Origin of the sequence: Streptomyces sp. ICC4 (assembly GCF_003287915.1) — a bacterium.
In the GTDB taxonomy this organism is placed as follows: domain Bacteria; phylum Actinomycetota; class Actinomycetes; order Streptomycetales; family Streptomycetaceae; genus Streptomyces; species Streptomyces tritrimontium.
Map to the genome: position 1 here is coordinate 1,203,860 of NZ_CP030286.1, position 16,734 is coordinate 1,220,593.

General features: G+C 73.2%; 13 protein-coding genes and 1 pseudogene. 6 read left to right on the forward strand and 8 right to left on the reverse strand.

The genetic code is table 11. The features are described from left to right. Positions 1–109: 109 nt before the first annotated feature. Positions 110–1,066: a 2-hydroxyacid dehydrogenase gene (locus tag DRB89_RS05525; RefSeq protein WP_112447039.1), complete on the reverse strand. Its 957-nt coding sequence runs from the start codon at positions 1,064–1,066 to the stop codon at positions 110–112. Positions 1,067–1,146: 80 nt separating this feature from the next. Here DRB89_RS05525 and DRB89_RS05530 point away from each other — a divergent pair, with 80 nt between their 5' ends. The 3 genes from DRB89_RS05530 (at position 1,147) to DRB89_RS05540 (ending at position 3,845) form a co-directional block, all read left to right on the forward strand. Beyond that, positions 1,147–2,154 carry an aldo/keto reductase gene (locus tag DRB89_RS05530; protein ID WP_112447041.1) on the forward strand — a complete coding sequence of 336 codons (1,008 nt, stop codon included), beginning with the start codon at positions 1,147–1,149 and terminating at the stop codon, positions 2,152–2,154. Positions 2,155–2,297: 143 nt separating this feature from the next. Next, positions 2,298–3,617, forward strand: coding sequence for a PQQ-dependent sugar dehydrogenase (locus DRB89_RS05535; protein WP_204357638.1), 1,320 nt, complete (start codon positions 2,298–2,300; stop codon positions 3,615–3,617). A gap of 42 nt (positions 3,618–3,659) precedes the next feature. Continuing rightward, complete coding sequence (locus DRB89_RS05540; RefSeq protein WP_112447043.1) at positions 3,660–3,845, forward strand: DUF6191 domain-containing protein; 186 nt, start codon at positions 3,660–3,662, stop codon at positions 3,843–3,845. Positions 3,846–3,871: 26 nt separating this feature from the next. Here DRB89_RS05540 and DRB89_RS45885 read toward each other — a convergent pair whose 3' ends face one another. The 7 genes and pseudogenes from DRB89_RS45885 to DRB89_RS46260 form a co-directional block, all read right to left on the reverse strand. After that, complete coding sequence (locus DRB89_RS45885) at positions 3,872–6,925, reverse strand: helix-turn-helix transcriptional regulator (protein ID WP_112447045.1); 3,054 nt, start codon at positions 6,923–6,925, stop codon at positions 3,872–3,874. 80 nt (positions 6,926–7,005) lie between these two features. Beyond that, complete coding sequence (locus DRB89_RS42715; protein ID WP_162688393.1) at positions 7,006–7,203, reverse strand: hypothetical protein; 198 nt, start codon at positions 7,201–7,203, stop codon at positions 7,006–7,008. Between the two features lie 141 nt (positions 7,204–7,344). After that, positions 7,345–7,911: a hypothetical protein gene (locus DRB89_RS05550; RefSeq protein ID WP_112447047.1), complete on the reverse strand. Its 567-nt coding sequence runs from the start codon at positions 7,909–7,911 to the stop codon at positions 7,345–7,347. 127 nt (positions 7,912–8,038) lie between these two features. Next, positions 8,039–8,593 (reverse strand): GNAT family protein, encoded by a 555-nt coding sequence (locus DRB89_RS05555; protein WP_112447048.1) that lies wholly within the window; start codon positions 8,591–8,593, stop codon positions 8,039–8,041. 39 nt (positions 8,594–8,632) lie between these two features. Continuing rightward, entirely contained in the window at positions 8,633–10,882 is a 2,250-nt protein-coding gene (locus DRB89_RS05560) for an MMPL family transporter (RefSeq protein ID WP_112447049.1), read from the reverse strand. A gap of 181 nt (positions 10,883–11,063) precedes the next feature. Further along, complete coding sequence (locus DRB89_RS05565) at positions 11,064–11,450, reverse strand: signal peptidase I (protein ID WP_112447050.1); 387 nt, start codon at positions 11,448–11,450, stop codon at positions 11,064–11,066. A 26-nt stretch (positions 11,451–11,476) separates the two neighbouring features. Then, positions 11,477–11,626: pseudogene (locus tag DRB89_RS46260) on the reverse strand (ABC transporter ATP-binding protein); the annotation flags it as partial. Between DRB89_RS46260 and DRB89_RS05570 the strand changes: the two are divergent. The 3 genes from DRB89_RS05570 to scpA all read left to right on the forward strand — a co-directional run bounded on the left by DRB89_RS05570 (position 11,570) and on the right by scpA (position 16,724). Beyond that, positions 11,570–12,613 carry an ROK family protein gene (locus tag DRB89_RS05570; RefSeq protein WP_343234845.1) on the forward strand — a complete coding sequence of 348 codons (1,044 nt, stop codon included), beginning with the start codon at positions 11,570–11,572 and terminating at the stop codon, positions 12,611–12,613. The pseudogene DRB89_RS46260 and the gene DRB89_RS05570 sit on opposite strands and share 57 nt — an antisense overlap. 62 nt (positions 12,614–12,675) lie before the next feature. After that, complete coding sequence (locus tag DRB89_RS05575; protein WP_112447052.1) at positions 12,676–14,532, forward strand: methylmalonyl-CoA mutase family protein; 1,857 nt, start codon at positions 12,676–12,678, stop codon at positions 14,530–14,532. Continuing rightward, entirely contained in the window at positions 14,529–16,724 is a 2,196-nt protein-coding gene (gene scpA / locus DRB89_RS05580) for a methylmalonyl-CoA mutase (RefSeq protein ID WP_204357639.1), read from the forward strand. Before DRB89_RS05575 ends, scpA begins: the two co-directional genes overlap by 4 nt. Positions 16,725–16,734 lie beyond the last annotated feature (10 nt).

A 16,734-nucleotide genomic window follows, 5' to 3' on the forward strand; every position in this document is an offset into this window, starting at 1 on the left:
TACACCACTTTCGTCACTCAGGGACATAGCTTCTCTACGCTCCGTCACCAACTGGGGAGTTGTGCCCACCGGGCGCATCCGCACGACTGCGGAGCGTGCGCACCAGCCGTCACTCCGTGATCAACACCGTGTTCTCCACGGGCGATCCGGCGGCGAAGCGGCGGAGCTGGCGGGCCACCAGGCGCTTGGCCCGGGGCTCGAACGCCGAGCTGCTGCCGCCCACATGGGGGGTGATCAGGACACCCGGAGCATGCCAGAGCGGATGGCCTGAAGGCAGCGGTTCCGGGTCGGTGACGTCCAGCGCGGCGCGCAGCCGGCCCGACTCCGCCTCCGCCAGGAGCGACTTGGTGTCGACGACGGGGCCGCGGGCCACGTTCACCAGCAGCGCCCCGTCCTTCATGCGGCGCAGGAACTCCGCGTCCGCCAGTCCCCGCGTCTGTTCGGTGAGCGGGGTGGAGAGGATCACCACGTCGGCCAGGGGCAGCAGTTGGGGCAGGTCGGCGAGGGCGTGCACCGGCCCGCGCGCCGTCGTGCGCGCCGTCCGCGCGACCCTGGTGATCCGCTCGCACTCGAAGGGCGCGAGGCGGTCCTCGATGGCCGAGCCGATCGCCCCGTAGCCGATGATCAGCACGGACTTGTCCGCGAGGGCCTCGTAGAACCCGAAGCGCCACTCCTCGCGGTCCTGGCCGCGCACCATGCCGGGGATCCCGCGCAGGGAGGCCAGGGTCAAGGTGAGCGCCAGTTCGGCGGTGGACGCCTCGTGGACGCCGCGGGCGTTGCACAGCCGTACGCCGGGGCCGAGGTCCCCGAGGCCGCCCAGGACGTGGTCGATGCCGGCGGTGAGGGTCTGCACGACCCGCAGGCGCTCCATCGCGGGCAGCGGGCGCAGGGTGACGGCCGGGGACTTCATGTACGGCGTGACGTAGAAGACGCAGGCGGCCGGATCGGCCGGGAAGGCCTCCTCGCCGTCCCAGAGGCGGTAGCGGAAGGCATCGGGCAGCCCCTCGATCTCCTCGGCGGGGAAGGGGAGCCATACGTCGAGGGTCTCGGGAATCTCTGCAGTCATGATCAGGAGGCTATGCCAGGGGATCCGGATCGAGCCGTTAGTTTGTGTGCCGGACCGGGAGGACCAAGGGGGACGCAGGGGTGGAGCGCAGGTCGATCGGGTCGGGGGCGCTGACGGTGGGCGCCGTCGGACTCGGGTGCATGCCGATGAGCGGGGCGTACGCGCCTGCGCGCAGGCGGCGCGAGGACTCGTTGCGGACGGTGCACACGGCCCTGGACCTGGGCGCGAACCTGCTGGACACCGCCGACCTGTACGGCCCTTACACGAACGAGCTGCTGCTCGGGCGGGTGCTGCGGGAGCGCCGCCAGGACGCCTTCGTGTCCGCCAAGGCGGGGCTGCGGGCGGACGGGCGGCACGTGGTGGCGGACGGCCGGCCCGGGTACCTGCGGCGGGCCTGCGACGCCTCGCTGCGCAGGCTGCGCACCGACGTCATAGACCTGTACCAGCTGCACCGGGTGGACCCGGAGGTGCCGGTGGAGGAGTCGTGGGGCGCGCTGGCGGAGCTGGTGGGCGCGGGGAAGGTGCGGGCGCTCGGCTTCTGCGCGCTGGGCGCCGGGACCGGGCCGGGCGCGGGGCGGCTCGGGGACCGGTCGTACGGGGCGACCCTGCGGCATCTGGAACGGGCGCAGCAGGTGTTCCCGGTGAGCGCGGTGCAGGCGGAGCTGTCGGTGTGGTCGCCGCAGGCGGCGCGGCACCTGCTGCCGTGGTGCGCGGCGCGCGGGGTGGGGTTCTTGGCTGCGATGCCGCTGGGGAGCGGGTTCCTGACCGGGACGCTGACCCCGGGCGAGGGGTTCGAGGCGCAGGACGTGCGGGCCCGCCATCCGCTGTTCACGGCGTACGCGATGGCGGCGAACCAGGTGCTGGTGGCGGGGCTGCGGCGGGTGGCCCGGCGGCACGGGCCCGGGGTCACGGCCGCGCAGGCGGCACTGGCGTGGGTGCTGGCACAGGGTCCGCAGGTGGTTCCGGTGCCCGGAACCGGGCAGGCGTGCTGGGCGGCGGAGAACGCGCGGGCGGCGGAGGTCCTGCTGACCGCGGAGGACCTGGCCGAGCTGTCGGGACTGCCGGACCCGGTGGGGGCCTGGGACTGAGGCGTGGGACTGAGGCGCGGGGCTGAGGCCCGGGCCGACCCACGACCACTCGATCGAGTGTACGAGTGGCGGAACTTCGGGAACGGCCGTGGCTGTTGAGTCATGTGAAGGGCACGATCGGAGGACCGGAGGGGAGCACGGCGATGCGATACGAACGGAATCAGGACCGGGAGCGGGGCCAGGAGCGGAGCCAGGACCGGGTCCAGGACTGGGGCCAGGAGCGGGGCCAGGACTGGGGCCAGGACTGGGGCCAGGACCAGGTGCGCGGCCCGGCGCCGGGTCGGGCCGGGGCGCGCGGAGTGCTGGCGGCCTTCGCCCTGGCCGGGTGCGGGGCGCTGTTGGCGGCGGGGTGCTCGCCGCCGGGCGGCGCCGGGGCCCGGCCGGGAGGCTCGTCACCGGATGCGGCCTCCCCCGCGCCGGCGGCCTCCGGCGGGGCGTCCGCCTCCCCCTCGGAGGCCGGCCCGCCGGCCAAGGGCGGGGTGACGGTGACGGGCGTGGCCGCCAAGGGCCTGGAGTCCCCGTGGGGGGTGGCTCCGCTGCCCGACGGGAACCTGCTGATCGCCTCGCGGGACAAGGGGACGATCAGCCGGGTCGATGTGGGCACGGGCGAGGTGACCCAGGTCGGCAAGGTGCCCGGGGTGGCCCCGGCCGGCGAGGGCGGGCTGCTGGGCCTGGCCCTGTCCCCTTCCTTCGCCTCGGACCGCATGGTGTACGCGTACTTCACGACCGAGTCCGACAACCGCATCGCCCGGCTCCGGTATGACGACAAGAGACCGGTCGGAGAGCAGTTGGGCGCACCCGACACGGTGTTCCGGGGAATCCCCAAGGGGATGATCCACAACGGCGGGCGGATCGCCTTCGGCCCGGACAAGATGCTCTACGCCGGGACGGGCGAGGCCGGGGACACCGGGCTGGCCCAGGACAAGGAGTCGCTGGGCGGCAAGATCCTGCGGATGACCCCGGACGGACAGCCGGTGCACGGCAATCCGGAGGCCGATTCGGTCGTCTACTCCTCCGGGCACCGCAATGTGCAGGGGCTCGCCTGGGACAAGGACAAACGGCTGTGGGCGGCCGAGTTCGGCCAGAACACCTGGGACGAGCTGAATCTGATCGAGCCCGGGGCGAACTACGGCTGGCCGGAGGCCGAGGGCAAGGCCGGAAAGCCGGGGATGCGCGATCCGGTGGCGGTGTGGAAGACCGAGCAGGCCTCGCCGAGCGGGATCGCCTGGGCGCAGGGCTCGGTCTGGATGGCCGGGCTCAGGGGGCAGCGGCTCTGGCGGATTCCGCTGGCCGGGGCGAACCCGGTGGCGGAGCCCGAGGCCTTCCTGGAGGGTGAGTACGGCCGCCTGCGGACCGTGGTGGCCCTGGGCGGGGACAAGCTGCTGCTGGTCACGAGCGAGACGGACGGGCGCGGGTCGCCGGAATCGGGCGACGACAGGATCCTGACACTGACGGTGCGATGACCGGCGGGCCCCGACGGGGGGACGAAAGGCACGGTGGGCGCGATGTTCAACATGATCGAGGAGATTTTCAGCCCGGGACGCAAGCACGCGGACGACGAGAAGAAGCGGCTGGAGCTCTCCCGGGTCGACGTGAATGACGGCGACCCGGGAAAGGGTCCGATAGATCTGGACTCCGGCACCGTGCTCATACGCCCCAAGGAGCACCCGGAGGAGCACCCGGGGCTCTAGTGCTGTGACCGGGAAGGTCCACCGCACTAGCGCGTCGCGTGGGCCGCCTTCGGGGCGGGCGGGCCGAAGAGCCGTAGCCGGTGGGCCAGGGCGGCCGCCTCGCCGCGGCCCGCGACACCCAGCTTCGCCAGGATGTTCGAGACGTGCACGCTTGCCGTCTTCGGGGAGATGAAGAGCTCCTCGGCGATCTGGCGGTTGGTGTGGCCCGCCGCGACCAGGCGCAGCACGTCGCGTTCGCGGCTGGTCAGGCCCAGCGCCTCGACGGGGTCGACTTCGGGCGGCGGAGCGTCCTTGGCGGTGTGCACGGGGGTGAGCGGGAGCCGGGCGCGCCGGGCGAGCAGGGCCAGGTCCTCGCGGAGCCGGCGGGCGCCGAGCTGTTCCGCCGTCGTGTGGGCCTCGCGGAGCAGCCCGGCCGCGGCCTCCCGGTCGCCGCCGGCGGCGAGCAGGGCCTCCACGAGCCGGTGCCTGGCCCTGGCCAGCAGGTACGGGCGCTCCAAGGGGCGGACCGACTCCTCGACGCCCGTCCAGTCGGCGACGGTGTCCCGGTCCTCGGCGCGCAGCAGCTCGGCCCGGAGGAACTCGGCGTGGGCGGCCCACACCGGGACCGGGGCCTCCAGGGCGCGGGCGGCGGCGGCGAGGACGGCGAGCGCCTGGTCCCGGCCGGCTTCGGCGGACGGCAGGCCCCGGGCGTCGGCCTCGGCCGTGGCGGCGGCGAGCAGCAGCGGCCAGGCGTAGCGGTGGTGGCCGAGCGGGAAGCCGTCGGCGACTGCCTCGCCGACCTGGGTGCGGACGTCGGCGATCCGGCCCTCCCCCGCGGCCACGCCGATCCCGAGGCGGAACATCGGGATCCGGTGCTGGGGCTGGCCGTCGTGCGCTCCGAAGTGGGCGCGGGCGGCGGTGAGCTGGCCGGCGGCCTCGGTGATCTCGCCGCGGGCCAGGGCCAGGTAGGAGAGGCGTGCGGCGGCAGCGGCGCGCGGGGCGGCGCTGCTGACGAGGCTCATGGTGAGCCGGGCCTCCTTCGCGGCCTCCTCCCAGCGGCCGAGGCTGTAGAGGCTCTCGGCCAGGTTCCCGCGGACCCAGGCCTCGGAGTCCATCAGCTGGGACTTCTTGACCAGTTCGGCACCTTGTTCTGCCAGTTCCACGGCTTCGCGGGACCGGCCCATGCTTTCCAACTGAGAGGTGAGGTTCACATGAGCGCGTCCCGTCAGAACGCCGAGGCCGAGTTCGGCGGCCCGGTCCTTGACCGCGTACAGCTCGGCGAGACCGCGCTCGGCTTCCCCGGCGTCGGTGAGCAGGGTGCCGACGGTGATCCGGGCGTTGAGTTCCGTCTCCTCGGCGCCGACCTTCCGCGCGTACTCCACGGCGCGTTCGGCGGCGGCGAGGTTGTCGGGGCCCGGGTCGTGGAGCATGCCCCAGCTCGCGGCCCGGACGAGGACCTCGGCGTGCACCTGGGACGGGGGCAGCCCGCGGACGAGCTCCTGTGCCGTGGCGAGCTCCTCCCAGCCGTCGCCGCGGGCGAGGCTGGCGACGAGCCGGGAGCGCTCGGTCCAGAACCAGGCGGCGCGCAGCGGGTCGTGGCCGTCGTCGAGGGAGCGCAGCGCGATCTTGGTGATCTTCAGGGCGCGTTCGCGTTCGCCGCCGAAGCGGGCCGCGACGGTGGCCTCGGCCAGCAGGTCCAGGCGCTGCAGCGGGGTGGTCGCGGGGTCGCAGCCGCAGGGCGGGTACACCTCGGTGTAGTCCGCCGGGCGCAGTTCGCGGCGCACCTCCTCCGGTACGCCCTCCCACAGGTCCATGGCCCGCTCCAGCAGGCGCAGCTGCTCGGCGTAGGCGTGCCGGCGGCGGGCGGCCACCGAGGCGGCGAGGACGGCGGGCAGTGCCCTGACGGCGTCGTTGGCGTAGTACCAGTAGTTGGCGAGCCGGATGACGCGCTCCTCGGCGCGGGCCAGCGAGTCGTCGGCCTCCAGTGCCTCGGCGTAGCGGCGGTTGACCCGGGCGCGCTCGCCGGGCAGCAGGTCGTCGGAGACGGCCTCGCGGACCAGGGAGTGGCGGAAGCGGTAGCCGTCGCCGTCGGAGGTGGGGAGGAGGATGTTGGCGCCGACCGCCGCGCGCAGGGCTTCGATCAGCTCGTCCTCGGTGAGCCCGGTGACGGCGCGCAGCAGCCCGTACTCCACCGTGGAGCCGCCTTCGGCGACGATGCGCACGACGCGCTGCGAGGCGTCCGGGAGGACTTCGACGCGCACGAGGAGGAGGTCGCGCAGGGATTCGGTGAGGCCGGTGACGCAGCCGCTGGAGCGGGAGGCGACGAGTTCCTCGACGAAGAAGGCGTTGCCGTCGGAGCGGTCGAAGACCGATTCGACGAAGTCCTCGTCGGGCTGGGAGGCGAGGATGCCGGCGAGCTGGCGGCGGACCTCGGCGCGGTTGAAGCGGGCCACCTCGATGCGCTGGACGGTGCGCAGCCGGTCCAGCTCGGCGAGGAGCGGGCGCAGCGGGTGGCGGCGGTGGACGTCGTCGGCGCGGTAGGTGGCGACCAGGACGAGCCGGCCGCTGCCCAGCGCCCTGAAGAGGTACGAGAGCAGGTGCCTGGTGGAGGTGTCCGCCCAGTGCAGGTCTTCCAGGACGAGGACGACGGTGCGGTCGGCGGCGAGCCGCTCCAGCATCCGGGCCGTCAGCTCGAAGAGCCGGGCGGTGCTCTCCTCGTCGTGGGGGCCGCGCGGGGTCTCGCCGAGTTCGGGGAGGATGCGGGCGAGCTCGTCCTCCTGGCCGGCGGCCGCTGCGGCAAGTTCGGCGGGGAGCAGCCGGTGCAGGGTGCGCAGGGCGGTCGAAAACGGGGCGAAGGGAAGGCCCTCCGCCCCGATCTCCACACAGCCTCCGACGGCGACGACCGCGCCGCGGCGGTCGGCCTCGCAGAGGAACTCCTCGGTGAGGCGGGTCTTGCCGACCCCGGCCTCGCCGCCGACGAGCAGTGCCTGCGGCTCTTGGCCGCCGGTGGCGCGCGTCAGGGCGTCGGTGAGTACGGCCAGTTCGTCGGCTCGGCCGACGAACACCGGGCTGACAGATCTGGTTTCCACGCCGCCGAGCATCGCACAGAGGCCCTGCCCATCGGCACTTGTTATCGGTGCGCTGCTCATCACGCGGCCGTTCACGCGGTTCGCGGCGCGGGTTACGCGGCGCGGGTGAAGCTGCCCCGCAGGCTTCTCACCGGCCCTTCGGATTCCTGGAACCGAGAGGAGCCGCGGCGGGCCTTCTTCGCTTCCCGGACCAGGCGGTACGCGTCGGCCTCACGGATGAGGTCTTCGCGGCGGGCGGTGGCGATCTCGTACTCGAACATCTCGTACTCCCTGGTTGCGTTTCTCGGCACCTCGTTCGGTGTGATCCAAGATTCGCTTCCCAGGGGGTACCCGCGCATCGGGAGCATGCCGCATCCGGGCGGACCGGGGGTCCTTAGTCCGGGGCCGCGGGTCCCCGAAGCGGACTAAGGCAGTGCCTAGGCGGCCTAGGTCTAAGCGGCCTTGGGGAGGGGGAGGAAGTACATGACGCCGAAGACGATCACGCCGAGGGCGCCGAGGACCACGGCGGCCCAGGACACGGCACGGACCCAGGTGGGGAGCGTACGGCCGGGGGCGCCGAAGGCGGGGCGGGCCAGGACGAAGACGGCGATGAGCAGCGCGATCGTCGACAGGACACCGTTGACCAGGGCGGTGATCTGCCAGGCGTTGCCGTACAGCGCCTCGATCTTCTCCTCGGTGCTGGTGGCGTTGGCCGAGCCGATCTGGCCGACGAGGGTGGTGCGCTCGGCCACGACGCGGGAGACCCAGCTGCCGCTGAGGGCGATCAGGCCGAGACCGGCGGCGACGACGGCCGAGGCCGCGGCCGCGACGCCACTGCCGCCCTCGGCGGGCGCGTCGAGCTCGTCGTCGAGGTCGTCCTCGAGGTCCTCGTCGAGGATCTCCTCGACGGCGGGGTCGGCGGCGACCGGGGCGGTCGACTCGTCGGCGGCGGCCTTCTTCAGGTCGGCCGGGGAGTCCGCCTCGGGAGCGGTCGGGGCGGGGGTCTTCGTGGTGTCCATGCGGGGCACCGTAGGCGGCTTGTATGAGAGGTTTCTGAGAATCCGGCGGGACCGCCCGCACCCGGCCGCCCGCGGTCCTCGGGGGACCCGGGGGCGGGTGCGGCAACGGCAGGTGCCGGGGACGCGGTTACGCGGTCGGGGCCGGGGGCCACTCGTGGGCGAGGACCGACCAGATCTCGGTGTCCTGGCGGGCGCCGCGGTAGAGGTCGTTCTCCCGCAGGACGCCCTCGCGGGTCATTCCGAGGCGCTCGGCGGCGGCGATGCTCTTCTTGTTGCCGGAGGCGACGTGCCACTCGACGCGGTGCATGCCGCGCTCCCGGAAGGCCCAGTCGATGATGGTCCGGCAGGCCTTGGTCACCAGGCCGCGGCCGACCATGGCGGGCTCCAGCCAGCAGCCGGCCTCGCAGGTGCCGCTCGCGGTGTCGAAGGTGCGGAAGAGGACCCCGCCGACGAGGACGCCGTCGACCCGGATGCCGTAGAGCCGCCCGGTGTCGGTGGCCGCCTTCTGCGCGTAGGCGGCCAGGTAGGACCGGGCCCCTTCGAGGTCGGCGACGACGTCCGGCAGTCCGACGAACCGACCGATGTGTTCCCGGCCGCGGTCCATGTGCGCCAGGAGCTCCTCGGCGTGCCGGATCTCCAGCGGGAACAGCTGGGCGCCTTCGGCGAGGTCTGTCGAGAACATGCGGGCTCGTCCTTGGGGTTCGGGCGGCGGTTCACCGCGTCACCGGGATGCTGTGGCGGGCTCGTTGCCGTCCTCGCTCGTGGCTGCGGAGGCGCCGGCCCGCTGTGCCGGAAGTGTCGCACGGGGCCGGCGTTCGGGGGGTTCGATGCTGATGCGCGGCAGCCGGCGGTCCAGCCAGGCCGGCAGCCACCAGTTGGCGCCGCCGAGCATGTGCATGAGGGCCGGGACCAGGAGGGTGCGCAGGACGAAGGCGTCGAGAGCGACGGCCACGGCCAGCGCGATGCCGAACATGGCGATGAGCCGGTCGCCGCTGAGCACGAAGGCCAGGAAGACGGAGATCATGATGACCGCCGCCGAGTTGATCACCCGGCTGGTCTCGGTGAGGCCGACGCGCACGGCCCGCTTGTTGTCCCCGGTCTCCAGCCACTCCTCGTACATCCGGCTGACGAGGAAGACCTGATAGTCCATGGACAGTCCGAAGAGCACCGAGACCATGATCACCGGCAGGAAGGGCTCGATGGGGCCGGCGCTGCCCAGGCCCATCGGTTCGCTGCCCCAGCCCCACTGGAAGACCGCGACGACGACTCCGAAGGAGGAGGCGACGGCGGCGACGTTCATGGCGGCCGCCTTGAGCGGGATGCCGATGGAGCGGAAGGCCAGCAGCAGCAGGAGGCAGCCCAGCGCGATGACCACCCCGACGAAGAGCGGCAGTTTGCCGATGATGACGGCGGCGAAGTCGTCGTAGCCGGCGGTCACGCCGCCCACGTGGACCTGCATGGAGCTGCCTTGCGCGGCGCGCGGGATGACCTCCTCGCGCAGCGTGTCGACCAGGTCGCTCGTGGCCCGGGACTGCGGCGGGGAGTCCGGCACGACGGTGATGACGGCCGTTTCGCCGCTCCGGTTGAAGACGGCCGGTCCGGCGGAGGCCACGCCCCCGGCCGTGCGGAGCGAATCGGCCAGCCGGTCCACGGCCAGTCGGTCGCCGGCGCCTTCGAGGCGGGCGACCACGGTCAGCGGGCCGTTCGTTCCCGGGCCGAAGCCGTCCGCGAGCAGGTCGTACGCCTTGCGGGTGGTGGAGGTGGCCGGGTTGTTGCCCTGGTCGGAGGTGCCCAGGTGGAGCGAGAGCATGGGCAGCGCCAGCACCGCCATGACCGCCGTGGCCAGGATGCCGAGCAGCTTGGGGTGGCGCTCGACGAAGGCGGACCAGCGGGCGGCGAAGCCGGTGGCGGACTCGGCCCGCGGGCCCTCGGCGGCCAGTCTGCGGCGCTCACGGCGCGAGAGGGCCCGCGCGCCGATGCAGGAGAGGAGAGCGGGCAGCAGGGTCACCGAGGCGGCGACGGTCAGGACCACGGTGAGGGAGGCGGCTATCGCGACGCCGTTGAGGAAGTTCAGCCGCAGCACGAGCATCCCGAGCAGCGCGATGCAGACGGTGGCCCCGGCGAAGACGACGGCCCGGCCGGTGGTGGCGACGGCGTTCTCGGCGGCCTCCTCGACCGGGAGTCCGCGCTGGAGGCCCTTGCGGTGGCGGGTGACGATGAACAGCGCGTAGTCGATGCCCACGCCGAGGCCCACCAGGGTGCCCAGCATCGGGGCGAAGTCGGCGACCGGCATCGCGTGCCCGAGGAGGGTGATGCCGAAATAGGCGGTGCCGACGCTGACCAACGCGGTCGCGATGGGCAGCAGGCTCGCGGCCAGCGAGCCGAAGGCCAGGAAGAGCACGACGGCGGCGATGGCCACGCCGATGGCTTCGGCGAGGTGCGCGCCGGGCGCCTCCGTGAGGCCGATGGCGCGGCCGCCGAGCTCGACCTGGAGGCCGTCGGCCTGGGTCGTCGGGTTCTTCGCGGCCTCCACCACGGCCTTCGCCTCGGACTTGGGGACCGAGTCGGCCTGCCGGTCGAAGGTGACCACGGCGTAGGCGGTCCGTCCGTCGGCGCTGATCCGGGCGGCGCTCTCGGGTTCGGTGCCGTAGGGGCCCGCGACCGATCCGACGCCGGGCAGGGCCGCTATCGAGTCGAGCGCCCGCGCCATGCGCTCCTCGACGGCGGGCGTACGCACGCTCTGGTGGTCCGGGGCCCGCCACACGATGGTGTCGGAATCGCCGCCCTGGCCGTGGAAGCCCTCGCGGAGCAGGGCGTGCGCCTTGCTGGACTCGGTGCCGGGGACCTCGTAGTCGTTGGAGAACGCCGTTCCCGCGCCGACCGCGGCCGCGGCGGTCCCGCCGAGCGCGAGGCTCCAGAGCAGGACGACGACGAGGCGGTGCCGCATGCACCACCGTGCGATTGCTGCCAACGGACGAGCTCCCTGGTGGTTCGGATCTTCACCGGGGAACGGCCCGTCGCAAAGAACGCCTGAACACTGAACGCTGAACGTCTCGAAATATGGTCTACACCTTCACGATCGCAGCGTTCTGTGATCGTTGGCCGCCTTCGTGGGCATCGTCACAGGCTGCCGGGCAGGTGCGGGACCATGGTCACACGGGGTTCGGAGCGGAGGTCCGGCCGGACTGGTCCTCGGTCCGGTAGCCGGGCAGCGAGGGCCAGCGCACGGTGAGCACCACGGAGTCCTCCTCCGCGTACCAGGAGTGGTCCACGCCGCGTCCCCACACGACGTAGTCGCCCTGTTCGGCGAGCACGATGCTGCGGCCGGGGAACTCCAGCCGGAACCGGCCGCTGATCAGCACCTGCAGCGCCGTGCGGGACTCGCCGCGCACCCACCGCGCCCGCTCGTCACCCTTGGGGTGCACGCCCCACTTGATCTCCACGTCCTCGCTGTGGCGCGGATCGCCGGGCTCCTTGAAGTGGCCGAGCAGCCAGCCCCGGTCCACGGCGGCGTCGGGTCCGGCCTTGCCGGTGTACACCGTCTGGCTCTTATATACATCTCCGAGAGTCCGGCGGCCAGGAACCCCGACCGCATCAGCCGGTGGCGGCCCAGGAGCAGGCTGTCGGCGACCGTGGTGTGCGGGGGGAGCGCCAGGTTCTGGAAGGTCCGGGCGACGCCCAGGGCCGCGACGTGGCGCGGGGCGAGGCCGGTGAGCCCGGCGGTCCCGGCGGTCCCGGCCGGCCCCGGATCCCCCTCGACCTCCACACCGGCCCCGTCGGCGGCCCCCTCGCCGCCGGCCTGCACATCGGCGTGCCCGCCTCCACCTTCAGCCTCGTCGACCTCCGCGGCCGCGTCCTCGTCCGCCGGGCCTTCCCGCACGCCGGGCAGTCGCCCGACCGGCTCCCCGAGCTCATCGCCACCGAACTCGACCGCTTCCTGCGCGAGTTCAGGACCGACCGGCCCCTCCTCGGCCTCGGTGCGGCCCTCGGCGGCTGGGTCCGCCCCGGCGACGGCACCGTCGTCCGCCACGACGCGCTCGGCTGGCGCGACGTCCCCCTCGCGGCCGGGCTCCGCGACCGCCTCGGCCTGCCCGTCTCCGTCGACAACCACGCCCGCGCCATCGCCCACGCCGAGATCCTCTTCGGCCGCCCCGAGGCCCGCTCCAGCCTCCTCCACCTCTTCATCGGCAACGTCGTCGATGCCGCCTTCGGCATCGAGGGCACCGTGCACCAGGGCCCCGGCGCCGCCGCCGGCGACGTCGCACACCTGCCCGTCCCCGGTTCGCCCACCCCCTGCGCGTGCGGCCGTACGGGTTGTCTCCAGGCGAGCGCCTCCGACACGGTCCTCGGCGCCGAGGCCGTGCGCCGCGGGATCGTCCCGGACCCCTCCGTCAACCTCCTCGTCGACGCGGCCGCCACCGGCGACCCCCGCGCCGACCGGCTGCTGCGCGAACGCGCCCGTACCGTCGGCCGGGCCGCCGCCCTGCTCCTCGACGTGTTCAACCCGGCCGTCATGGTGGTCAGCGAGCTCTCCGCGATCCTGCACGACGGCTACCTCGACGAGATCCGCGAGGCGGCCGGCGACCCCGACCGCTACGGGCGGCGGATCGTCGCCCCGCACGCGGGGCCCGCCGTACTCCCGGTAGCCTCCGCGACCGTCCTGCTCGCCCCGCTCTTCCGTGACCCCTCCCGTCTCACATGAGAGGGCGAGATCACATCCGGTGGTTATAGGTCGTTCACATGGACCCCCCTAACATTCGAGCCATGACGGTCCTGCCTGATGACGGGCTCTCCTTGGCCGCCGAGTTCCCTGACGCGACGCATGAGCAGTGGCAGCGCCTTGTAGAGGGCGTCCTGCGCAAGTCGGGCAAGGAAGTTTCCGGCGAGGCAGCGGAAGACGCGTTGTCCACGAAGCTCGAGGACGGGCTCACCACCCGCCCGCTGTACACCGCGCCCGAAACCTCCCCGGACACCGGTTTCCCCGGTTTCGCACCCTTCGTACGGGGCGGACGTGCCGAGGGCGGCGCCGCCTCGGGCTGGGACGTCCGACAGCGGATCGCCGGCACCGATCCCGTACGGGTGAACGAGGCGGCCCTGGCCGACCTGGAGAACGGCACCACCTCGCTGTGGCTGGCCGTCGGCGACGCCGGCCTCCCGGCCGAGGGCCTGGCCCGCGCCCTGGAGGGGGTCTACCTCGACCTCGCGCCCGTCTCCCTCGACCCCGGGGCCCAGTACGCCGAGGCGGCGCGGGCGTTGCTCGCGCTGTACACCGAGCGCGGGGTGGCCCCCGAGGCCGCCCGCGCCTCGCTCGGCGCCGACCCGCTGGGCCACGAGGCCCGCACGGGCCGCGCCCTGGATCTGGCGGAAGCCGCCGCGCTCACCGCGGAGACGGCCGCCTGGCCCCACGTACGCGCCCTGACCGTCGACGCCCTGCCCTACCACGAGGCGGGCGGCAGCGCCGCCGAGGAGCTGGGGCTCTCCCTGGCCACCGGGGTCGCGTACCTGCGCGCCCTCACCGGCGCGGGCCTCACCGCGGAGGCGGCCTTCGGGCAGCTGGAGTTCCGCTACGCGGCGACCGCCGACCAGTTCCTCACGATCGCCAAGCTGCGCGCCGCCCGGCGCCTGTGGGCCCGGGTCGCCGAGGCCTGCGGGACCCCCGCGGCCGGCGCCCAGCGCCAGCACGCCGTCACCTCGCCGGTGATGATGACCCGCCGCGACCCGTGGGTGAACATGCTGCGCACGACCATCGCCTGCATGGCGGCGGGCGTGGGCGGCGCGGACGCGGTCACCGTGCTCCCGTTCGACCAGGAGCTCGGACTGGCCGACGCGTTCGCGCGCCGCATCTCCCGCAACACCTCCACGATCCTGCTGGAGGAGTCCCACCTCGCCCGCGTGATCGACCCGGCCGGCGGCTCGTACTACGTCGAGCAGCTCACGGACGAACTCGCCCACGCGGCCTGGGAGTTCTTCCAGACCGTGGAGAAGGCGGGCGGCCAGGCCGCCGCCCTGCGCTCCGGCCTGGTCGCCGATCGCCTCGCCGCCACCTGGGCGGAGCGCTCCAAGAAGCTGGCCAAGCGCCGCGAACCGATCACCGGGGTCAGCGAGTTCCCGCACCTCTCCGAGAAGCCGGTCGTACGCGAACCCGCGCCGGCCCCGCTCACCGGCGGACTGCCGCGCGTGCGGCGCGACGAGGCGTACGAGGCCCTGCGCGCCCGCAGCGACGCCCACCTGGCGGCGACGGGCGCCCGGCCCACGATCTTCCTGGCGGCCCTGGGCCCGGCGGCCGCGCACACCGCCCGTGCCACCTTCGCCTCGAACCTGTTCCAGGCGGGCGGCGTCACCCCGGTGCACGACCCGGTGTCGGTGACCCCGGAAACGGCCGCGGCGGCGTACGCCGCGAGCGGCGCGGACGGCATGGCCGTGCTCTGCTCCAGCGACGCGCTGTACGAGGAGCAGGCCGAGGCGGTGGTCGCGGCCCTGCGCTCGGCGGGCGCGAGCACCGTGTTCCTCGCGGGCAAGCCCGGCACCGCCGCGGCGGCCGTGGACGAGTACGTCTTCGCGGGCTGCGACGCGGTCGCCGTGCTGTCCTCCGTACTCGACCGGATGGGAGTGCCGTCTTGAGCAGCACAGGGATCCCCGATTTCTCCGAACTCGCGCTGGACGGCGCGGCCCCGGCCGCCGGGTCCGAGGACCAGTGGCGCACGGCGCTGAAGGAGTCCACCGGCTCCGACGCCGCCGAGCTGCTGTGGGAGACGCCCGAGGGCATCGGCGTACAGCCGCTGTACACGGGCCGGGACCTGGAGGGCCTGGACTTCCTCCACACCTACCCGGGCGTGGCCCCGTACCTGCGCGGGCCGTACCCGACGATGTACGTCAACCAGCCCTGGACGATCCGGCAGTACGCGGGCTTCTCCACGGCCGAGGAGTCCAACGCCTTCTACCGGCGCAACCTCGCGTCGGGCCAGAAGGGCCTGTCGATCGCCTTCGACCTGCCCACGCACCGCGGCTACGACAGCGACCACCCGCGCGTGACCGGCGACGTCGGCATGGCGGGCGTGGCGATCGACTCGATCTACGACATGCGCCAGCTGTTCGACGGCATCCCGCTGGACAAGATGACCGTGTCGATGACGATGAACGGCGCGGTGCTTCCGGTCCTCGCCCTCTACATCGTGGCGGCGGAGGAGCAGGGCGTCTCCCCCGACAAGCTCGCCGGGACCATCCAGAACGACATCCTCAAAGAGTTCATGGTCCGCAACACCTACATCTACCCGCCGAAGCCCTCGATGCGGATCATCTCGGACATCTTCTCCTTCACCTCGCAGAAGATGCCGCGGTACAACTCCATCTCGATCTCCGGCTACCACATCCAGGAGGCCGGGGCCACGGCCGACCTGGAGCTGGCCTACACCCTCGCCGACGGCGTGGAGTACCTGCGGGCCGGCCAGGCCGTCGGGCTGGACGTGGACGCCTTCGCGCCGCGCCTCTCCTTCTTCTGGGCGATCGGCATGAACTTCTTCATGGAGGTCGCCAAGCTGCGCGCGGCCCGCCTGCTGTGGGCGCGCCTGGTCAAGCAGTTCGACCCGAAGAACGCCAAGTCCCTCTCGCTGCGCACCCATTCGCAGACCTCGGGCTGGTCCCTGACCGCACAGGACGTCTTCAACAACGTGACGCGCACCTGCATCGAGGCGATGGCGGCCACCCAGGGCCACACGCAGTCGCTGCACACCAACGCCCTCGACGAGGCGCTCGCGCTGCCGACGGACTTCTCCGCGCGCATCGCCCGCAACACCCAGTTGCTGCTCCAGCAGGAGTCGGGGACCTGCCGCTCCATCGACCCCTGGGGCGGGAGCGCGTACGTCGAGAAGCTCACCTACGACCTGGCCCGCCGCGCCTGGCAGCACATCCAGGAGGTCGAGGCGGCCGGCGGCATGGCGCAGGCCATCGACGCGGGCATCCCCAAGCTCCGGGTGGAGGAGGCGGCGGCCCGGACGCAGGCCCGCATCGACTCCGGCCGCCAGCCGGTGATCGGCGTGAACAAGTACCGGGTCGCGACGGACGAGCAGATCGACGTCCTGAAGGTCGACAACTCCTCGGTGCGCACCCAGCAGATCGCCAAGCTGCGGCGGCTGCGCGAGGAGCGCGACGAGGCGGTCACGCAGGACACCCTGCGGGCGCTGACGAACGCGGCGGAGCGCGGCGAGGGCAACCTCCTGGCGCTCGCGGTGGACGCGGCGCGCGCGAAGGCGACGGTCGGTGAGATCTCGGACGCCCTCGAGAAGGTGTACGGGCGGCACGCGAGCCAGATCCGTACCATCTCGGGTGTGTACCGAACCGAGGCAGGCGAGTCTCCGTCCCTGGAGCGCACCCGTGCGCTCCTCGACCGGTTCGAGGAGGCGGAGGGCCGCCGTCCGCGCATCCTGGTCTGCAAGATGGGCCAGGACGGGCACGACCGCGGCCAGAAGGTGATCGCGACCGCCTTCGCCGACCTGGGCTTCGACGTGGACGTCGGCCCGCTGTTCCAGACCCCGGGGGAGGTGGCCCGCCAGGCCGTCGAGGCGGACGTGCACGTGGTGGGCGTCTCCTCGCTGGCCGCCGGGCACCTGACCCTCGTACCGGCGCTGCGCGAGGCGCTGGCGGAGGAGGGGCGCGAGGACATCATGATCGTCGTGGGCGGGGTCATCCCGCCGGCGGACGTCCCCACCCTCCTCGAAATGGGTGCGACGGCGGTGTTCCCGCCCGGAACGGTGATCCCGGACGCCGCCCACGACCTGGTGACGCGGCTGGCCGCGGACCTGGGCCACGAGCTGTAGGCGGCTGACG

Bases quoted from the DNA above. Each gene is read 5' to 3' on its own strand.
- DRB89_RS05525 (WP_112447039.1), bottom strand. From the start codon at position 1,066: ATGACTGCAGAGATTCCCGAGACCCTCGACGTATGGCTCCCCTTCCCC.
- DRB89_RS05535 (WP_204357638.1), top strand. From the start codon at position 2,298: ATGCGATACGAACGGAATCAGGACCGGGAGCGGGGCCAGGAGCGGAGC.
- DRB89_RS05540 (WP_112447043.1), top strand. From the start codon at position 3,660: ATGTTCAACATGATCGAGGAGATTTTCAGCCCGGGACGCAAGCACGCG.
- DRB89_RS45885 (WP_112447045.1), bottom strand. From the start codon at position 6,925: ATGCTCGGCGGCGTGGAAACCAGATCTGTCAGCCCGGTGTTCGTCGGC.
- DRB89_RS05550 (WP_112447047.1), bottom strand. From the start codon at position 7,911: ATGGACACCACGAAGACCCCCGCCCCGACCGCTCCCGAGGCGGACTCC.
- DRB89_RS05555 (WP_112447048.1), bottom strand. From the start codon at position 8,593: ATGTTCTCGACAGACCTCGCCGAAGGCGCCCAGCTGTTCCCGCTGGAG.
- DRB89_RS05575 (WP_112447052.1), top strand. From the start codon at position 12,676: ATGACGGTCCTGCCTGATGACGGGCTCTCCTTGGCCGCCGAGTTCCCT.